Consider the following 7,003-nt stretch of genomic DNA (forward strand, 5'->3'; position numbering starts at 1 on the left):
AAGTGTCAACGAATTACTTAACCTTTACAATCTCGAGCGCAGTCGAGAGATCAGTAGATGCAAATCGTAAAAAAGAGGTCTCGACTGCGCTCGACCTGACATATTCGAAATGAAAGGAATCATATTTACAGAATTTTTAGACTTGGTAGAAGATAAGTTCGGATTAGAAATGGTGGATACCATTATTGAACAATCAAAACTAGCATCTGAAGGTGTTTATACAGCAATTGGTACGTATCGTTTTTCTGAAATGTTACAATTATTGCAAAACTTAAGCTCGCACACAGCGATTTCTATTGATGATTTGTTACTTACGTATGCCGAACATTTTTTTAGCGTTATAGAAAGTAGCTATCCAGGATTGTTGGCTACCTACAAAGATCCAATTGAAATGTTGGCTTCTATAGAAAATCATATTCATGTAGAAGTTCGAAAAATATATCCTGATGCCGAATTACCTACATTTATAGTCGAAGAAAAAACAGCCAATTCGTTAACCATGATTTACAAATCAAGCAGAGCAATGCATCATTTTGGTTTGGGTTTAATGAATAAAACCTTTGAACATTTTAACAGTTCGGCAACCATTGTACTCGAAAAAATAAAGCAAGACGGAACAGAAGTAAAATTCATCATCAACAAGAATGAATGAGTCAAGAACAGATCGACATATTACAACGTGCCCTCAAACGTGAAAAAGCTGCAAGAAAAGCCGCTGAGAAAATTCTGGAAGACAAATCTAGAGAACTCTATGTACTGTCGGAAGAACTCAAAGTTTCCAATGCTAAACTTGCATCTACTGTCAGTGAAAAATCGTCTCAATTAGAAGGAGTTTTTAAAAATATAAATGATGCGTATGTTGTTATGGACATTCAAGGAAATGTCTTAAAAATGAACAATGTTGCTACTAATTTCTTTGGATACGATATTACAAAAGAAAAATTAAACATTGTAAAACTCATTTACCAAGCCGATACTTCCTATGCGTTTTCATCGTTCCAAACACTGTTACAAGAAGGCGTTTTTACCAATTATACTGCACGAATTATTACAAAGCAACAAGAAATAAAGTGGGTTCAAATAAATGCTTCACTTATTTATGACGAACACCAAAAACCAATTGCTGCACAAGGAATTGTAAGAGATATTACTGAACTTAAAAATCTCGAAAAACAAAAGGAAAAAATCTTAAAAGAACTTGAAAAAAGCAACAGCGAATTATACGAATACGCACATATTGTTTCACACGATTTAAAAACACCTTTGCGAAGTATTGATGCATTGGTTTCTTGGGTAAAAATGGACAATGAAGGCACATTAGACGAAGCAACATTGCAAAATCTGAAGCTTATTGAGGAAACATTGGAAACCATGGAAAATCTAATTTCTAACATCTTAGAATATTCGAGTGCAGGTTCAGAAAACAACGAATCGCAAGATGTCGATTTAAATGAAACAATGATCGATTTACAAAAGCTATTATTTGTTCCAGAACATATTTCTATTCATATTGCAAAAAAACTGCCCGTAATACAAGGCGACCCAACTAAGTTTCAGCAACTATTTCAAAATTTAATGAGCAATGCTATCAAGTTTAGTAACAAAGAAAAAGGAATTGTAACCATTGATTATGTAGAAAAACCTTCGTTTTATCAATTCTCTGTTAAAGACAACGGAATCGGAATTGAAAAACAGTTTCACGACCGCATTTTCAAAATTTTCCATTCGCTAAACAAAAGCAAAGAATCAACAGGTATTGGATTGTCCATCGTTAAAAAAATTGTCGATTTGTACGAAGGAACTATTTGGCTCGAAAGTGAACTTGGAAAAGGTACTACCTTCTTTTTTACGGTAAAAAAGCAAACATGAAAACAGTTCAATTAAAAAAAACAACAACTTCCAATTGGGAATATCTAAGTGAACATATTCCACTAAAAAAACCATTAGTGTTTGTTTTTGGAAACAGATACATGCTTGAAAGTGAATCTATTTTGAACGAAGTGCAGTCACTCTTTAAAGATGGCGAATTCGTTTTTGGTTCTACATCTGGAGACATAACATCGCAATATGTAGATGATGAAAGTCTTACGATTACTGCTATAGAATTTGAAAAAAGTTCGTTTGTCATTAACACGGCAAATGTATTAGCAACTGGTGAAAAGATTGACAGTTATGCTACTGGAAAAAAGCTCATTGAACAGTTTGAACCAGAAGGATTGAAACACATATTTATTGTGTCCGAAGGAAGTTTCATCAACGGAAGTCAACTCACACTTGGCATGAACACCGCAACACAAAAAGATACGCTCATTACTGGCGCATTATGTGGCGATGCCGCACGATTTGAAAAAACGATTGCTTCGTATAACGAGTTGCCAAAAGCAGGCGAAATTGTTGCCATTGGTTTATACGGAGAAACACTTGAGGTTAGCTTTGCCATAAACGGCGGTTGGACACCTTTTGGACCAGAACGTATTGTCACAAAATCAGAAGCAAATGTATTGTATGAATTAGACAATCAACCAGCATTAGATTTATATAAAAAATACTTGGGTGAAAAATCGAAAGAATTGCCCGCAGCCGCATTATTATATCCGCTAAAAGTAAAATCGACAGACGAAAAACAATCCATAGTGCGTACTATTTTAAACATTGACGAAGCGGAAAACTCCATGATTTTAGCTGGAGATATTCTCGAAAACTCTCGGGTGCAATTGATGATGACAAATGTAGACAATATCGTTGATGCTTCTGAACAAGCGGCTTTGCAAGCGTTAGAAACTCGCAACACAAAACCCGATTTGGCAATTTTGGTCAGTTGTATTGGACGGAAACTCGTGTTAGACCAACGTGTAGAAGAAGAAATAGAAGAAATCATTGAAGTCGTTGGCGAACATACCACCATTTGCGGTTTATATTCTTATGGAGAAATTGCACCATTTAGTGGCGAAAAAAGTTGCCAATTGCACAATCAAACCATGACCATTACCTTAATTAGTGAATAAATGAATCCGCTACTCAAAAGACAATTACGAAAATATGTGCCAAAGGAATTGCATGACAATCCTGATTTGGAACGTTTTTTTGATGCGGTACATCGTTCGTATACAACTTCTGATGAACAATTTGCCATGTTGCAACGCGCTACAAAATTGAGTTCGGAAGAGTTGTTTGAAGCAAATGAAAAGCTTAAAAATGAATCTGAATCGCAAAAAGAAATCATTAAAAAGCTAAAAAATGTCATTGACACACTAAATTCATACGAACTAAATCAAAACGAAAACCAAGAAAACTTAGAATTAGATTCACTTACATTGGTTGATTTAATTGACAATCAAACCAAAGAAATTTTAAAAATAAACAAACAGCGCGATAAATTGGTTGCTAGTTTAGAACGCCAAAATCAAGAACTAAATGATTATACACATTTGGTTTCGCACGACTTAAAATCGCCTTTGCAAAGCATTGACGCACTGACAACTTGGTTGCAAAACGATTATAATGAACTTTTGGACGAAAATGGCCAGCAAACCATCAAACTCATTCGTAGTAATGTTCAAAAAATGGACACCTTGGTAAAAGGAATTTTAAAATACTCATCCATCGGAAGTGTAGAAAAAGATTTTTATAAGGTTGACACGAAGGAGATTATTCAAAGAGTAATTGAGCGTTTCAAAATTCCAACAAACATTACAATTGCTATTCCTGAAAAATTACCTACGGTTACAGGCGATCATTTTCGGTTAGAAGAATTGTTTGGAAATTTGCTCAAAAATGCCATCAAATTTAATGACAAACCAACTGGAGAAATTACGATTGGCTACACGGATAAAGATGATTTTTGGGAATTTTACATTCAGGATAATGGGAAAGGAATTGAAGAAAAGTACTTTAAAAAAGTGTTTATAGCGTTTCAAAAGCTTGAAAATAATTACAAATCGACTGGTATTGGACTTTCCATCGTGAAAAAAATTATTGATCTTTATGAAGGTGAAATTTGGATTGAATCTACGCCAACAGAAGGTTCAACCTTTTACTTTACCTTAAAAAAATAACCCGAATGGAACAGCCAAATCTAAATTATGTGGAACAACTTGCACGTGGTGATGAAGCCATAAAAAAGACACTACTTGATGTCATAAAAACTGAGTTTCCAGAAGAAAAACAGGATTATTATGATAGTTTAGCTAAAAAAGATTACAAAAAAATAGAGGAAAATGTACACAGAATTAAGCACAAAATTAGTATTTTGGGGCTGGAACAAAGTTATGAATTAGCAAATACGTATGAACATAATTTGCGCGAAAAAAAGATGGATGGTGTGGACGATTTTGAGCAAATTTTAACGGTAATAACTGCGTATATAAACACTATATAAGCTATGAATTGTATTAGTATTGATGATGAAAAATTGGCAAGAACAATTATAAAAACGCTCTGCGATGAAACTGATGGATTGCAGCTTATTGGCGAATTTCCAAATGCGATGCAAGCCATAAAATTCTTGAATGAACATGACGTTGACCTCATCTTTTTAGACATTCATATGCCCGATTTTACAGGGTTTGACTTTGTAAAGACACTAAAAAATCCACCGAGTATTGTATTGACAACTTCTGATCCAAAATTTGCCATTGAAGCGTTTCAGTACGAGTGTATTGTTGATTATCTACTAAAACCTATTAAAGCGAATCGTTTTAAAATGGCGGTTGAAAAAGCCAAAAAACAACAGCTTATTGCCAATAAAGTAGCAGAAAATAAAGCGGAAAGTAAACTTGAAAATGATTTCTACATCAACATTGATCGTCGTTTGATAAAAATTGACATTCCAAGTATTTATTTAGTAGAAGCCAAAGGTGATTACATTCATATCAAAACGGAAGACAAAAACTACACCGTACATTCTACCTTAAAGAAAATAGAAGAAAAACTGCCTGAATCGTTATTTCTAAAAATTCATCGTTCCTACATTATCAATCTAAAGAAAATCATTGATATTGAGGACAATAGCGTATTAATCAAAAAAGATGTCATTCCTGTAAGTCGTTCCAAACGACCTGAATTGATGAAACGTTTAGATTTGCTGTAAATTGGATCGCGACAAAAAGATTTACAAATATTCAAATGTTGAACTATTAGACATTATAAAAAATGGTACTGACAAAATTCAAATTGAAAAAGCAGTATCTGAATTTAATTCTCGAAATATAACGGCAGCACAAAAGTCTGAAATAGAAGTTGCGTATTCAAAATACAAAGAATTTCAGAGAAAACGGAAAGATGAACCTTTGACGAATGAAGAATGGTTGACCTTTTTTATTCTTCCGTTCTTTACACCAAAACCGAAATGGAAAGAAGATCATATATCGGAATCAGAAATGGAACGATTTGAAAAATATGGATTTGAAAAGAAAGCAAAACAAGCTGATAAAGTAAGAGCATATGGAATTCTATTTTGGTTGTAAATACTCATAATCGGAGTACTAATTTCGCAATTGTTATAAAAATACAATTGACATTCCAAATATTTATTTGGTAGAAGCCAAAGGCGAAAGCTAGCGCGAGTTTGTAACTCGTGCCTTCCTTCCGTCATTCCTTCCCTAACAAGGAATCTCACAAAAATCTAAAAATCTACCGAATCACGGAGGATTGTTAAAATCTGTGTCAAATCAAAAATTAACGTATATTACGGTTAAACCATTAGTTATGATATATACAACTACTCATAGCCGAGACTGTTATAATAGATTGAATGTAAACATGAAAACGCCAATAATTTTTATTTTTTTCGCTTTGTTAACTATAATTTCTTGTTCTAAAAATGATGATACATTAGAAGTTAACCTGACTGCAACTGAATTGCTGAATGTTTCTTACGGAACAAATGAAAACCAAACATTTGATTTATTCTTACCTGAAAATAGATCACAAACCTCCACAAAAACGATTGTATTAATTCATGGAGGAGGATGGACTTCTGGCGATAAAGCGGATTTGATTACCGTTTATGATTACTTTAAAACAAATACCAATGAGTATGCAATAGTCAATCTAAATTATACCTTGGCAGACTTAAACACAAGTCCCATACCACTACAAACGAATGATATTAACTTTTTTATACAATACTTTAAAGAGAACGCAAGTGAATATAATGTAAATCCTGAATTTGCCTTCATTGGCACTAGTGCAGGCGCACATTTATCTATGTTGTATGGTTATAAATATGATGAAGATAAGGATGTAAAAGTCATTTGTAATATCGTTGGCCCAACAGACTTTTTACACGAATCGTATTTAAATACTTCAGAACCAGAAACTACAGAACTTATTACCAATGTGCAAACGCTTTATGGAATGTCAATAGCTGAAAACATCGAATTCTATGAATCTATTAGTCCTTTTTATGCTGTAAATGAGTTTTCTCCTGCAACAATTTCATTTTATGGCGATGAGGATTTTTTAGTTCCAGAAGAACAAGGAATTATTTTAAAAGAAGCTTTAGATAATTACAATATACCGAATGAATATATCCTTTACGAAGGAGAAGGACATGGCTGGGGAAATCCAAACTTTTTACATACATTACAAAAAATAGAAGTTTTCCTAACTGCAAATTTTAATTGATCTTTTTACCAAAATAGAGAAGGAAATTGACAAAATACTAGTAGAATATATTAAGCCTAATTTACCTAAAAGAATAACAAAATTAAGTAGCACGACTACTGTTAATTATAAAGAAGTCAAAGCTGATACTACTGCTAAAAATACGATCAAAAAAAAAAAGGAAATTCCTGAGAAAAATGGATTAATCAATGATTTTGAAAATATATTCACAGATAAACAGAAAGCTGATCTAAGAAAATAAAACACGGTTCACACAGCTAACGCAAATTTATAACTCTTACACTTATACGTCATTCCTTCCCTAACAAGGAATCTCACAAAAATCTAAAAATCCACCGAATCATGTAGAATTGCTAAAATCTGTGCTAAAACAAAA

8 protein-coding genes are annotated in these 7,003 nt (G+C 33.1%); all 8 read left to right on the plus strand.

The window, feature by feature from the left end; translation table 11 throughout:
- Window positions 1-109 precede the first annotated feature (109 nt).
- Complete coding sequence (locus AA089_RS22330; RefSeq protein WP_046759245.1) at window positions 110-652, plus strand: heme NO-binding domain-containing protein; 543 nt, start codon at window positions 110-112, stop codon at window positions 650-652.
- Complete coding sequence (locus AA089_RS22335; protein ID WP_046759246.1) at window positions 649-1,869, plus strand: sensor histidine kinase; 1,221 nt, start codon at window positions 649-651, stop codon at window positions 1,867-1,869. Before AA089_RS22330 ends, AA089_RS22335 begins: the two co-directional genes overlap by 4 nt.
- Window positions 1,866-3,005 carry an FIST signal transduction protein gene (locus AA089_RS22340; RefSeq protein ID WP_046759247.1) on the plus strand — a complete coding sequence of 380 codons (1,140 nt, stop codon included), beginning with the start codon at window positions 1,866-1,868 and terminating at the stop codon, window positions 3,003-3,005. The genes AA089_RS22335 and AA089_RS22340 overlap by 4 nt, the downstream gene beginning before the upstream one ends.
- Window positions 3,006-4,055 carry a sensor histidine kinase gene (locus AA089_RS22345; protein WP_046759248.1) on the plus strand — a complete coding sequence of 350 codons (1,050 nt, stop codon included), beginning with the start codon at window positions 3,006-3,008 and terminating at the stop codon, window positions 4,053-4,055.
- Between the two features lie 5 nt (window positions 4,056-4,060).
- Window positions 4,061-4,378, plus strand: a complete 318-nt coding sequence (locus tag AA089_RS22350) for an Hpt domain-containing protein (protein WP_046759249.1) — start codon at window positions 4,061-4,063, stop codon at window positions 4,376-4,378.
- A gap of 3 nt (window positions 4,379-4,381) precedes the next feature.
- Window positions 4,382-5,089, plus strand: a complete 708-nt coding sequence (locus AA089_RS22355; RefSeq protein ID WP_046759250.1) for a LytR/AlgR family response regulator transcription factor — start codon at window positions 4,382-4,384, stop codon at window positions 5,087-5,089.
- A gap of 1 nt (window position 5,090) precedes the next feature.
- A complete protein-coding gene (locus AA089_RS24370) occupies window positions 5,091-5,465 on the plus strand; it encodes a hypothetical protein (RefSeq protein WP_082113450.1) in 375 nt (124 codons plus the stop codon).
- Between the two features lie 295 nt (window positions 5,466-5,760).
- Entirely contained in the window at window positions 5,761-6,627 is an 867-nt protein-coding gene (locus AA089_RS22365) for an alpha/beta hydrolase (RefSeq protein ID WP_046759251.1), read from the plus strand.
- The last annotated feature ends 376 nt before the right edge of the window (window positions 6,628-7,003 follow it).

It is taken from the genome of Kordia jejudonensis (assembly GCF_001005315.1).
Taxonomy (GTDB): Bacteria; Bacteroidota; Bacteroidia; order Flavobacteriales; family Flavobacteriaceae; genus Kordia; species Kordia jejudonensis.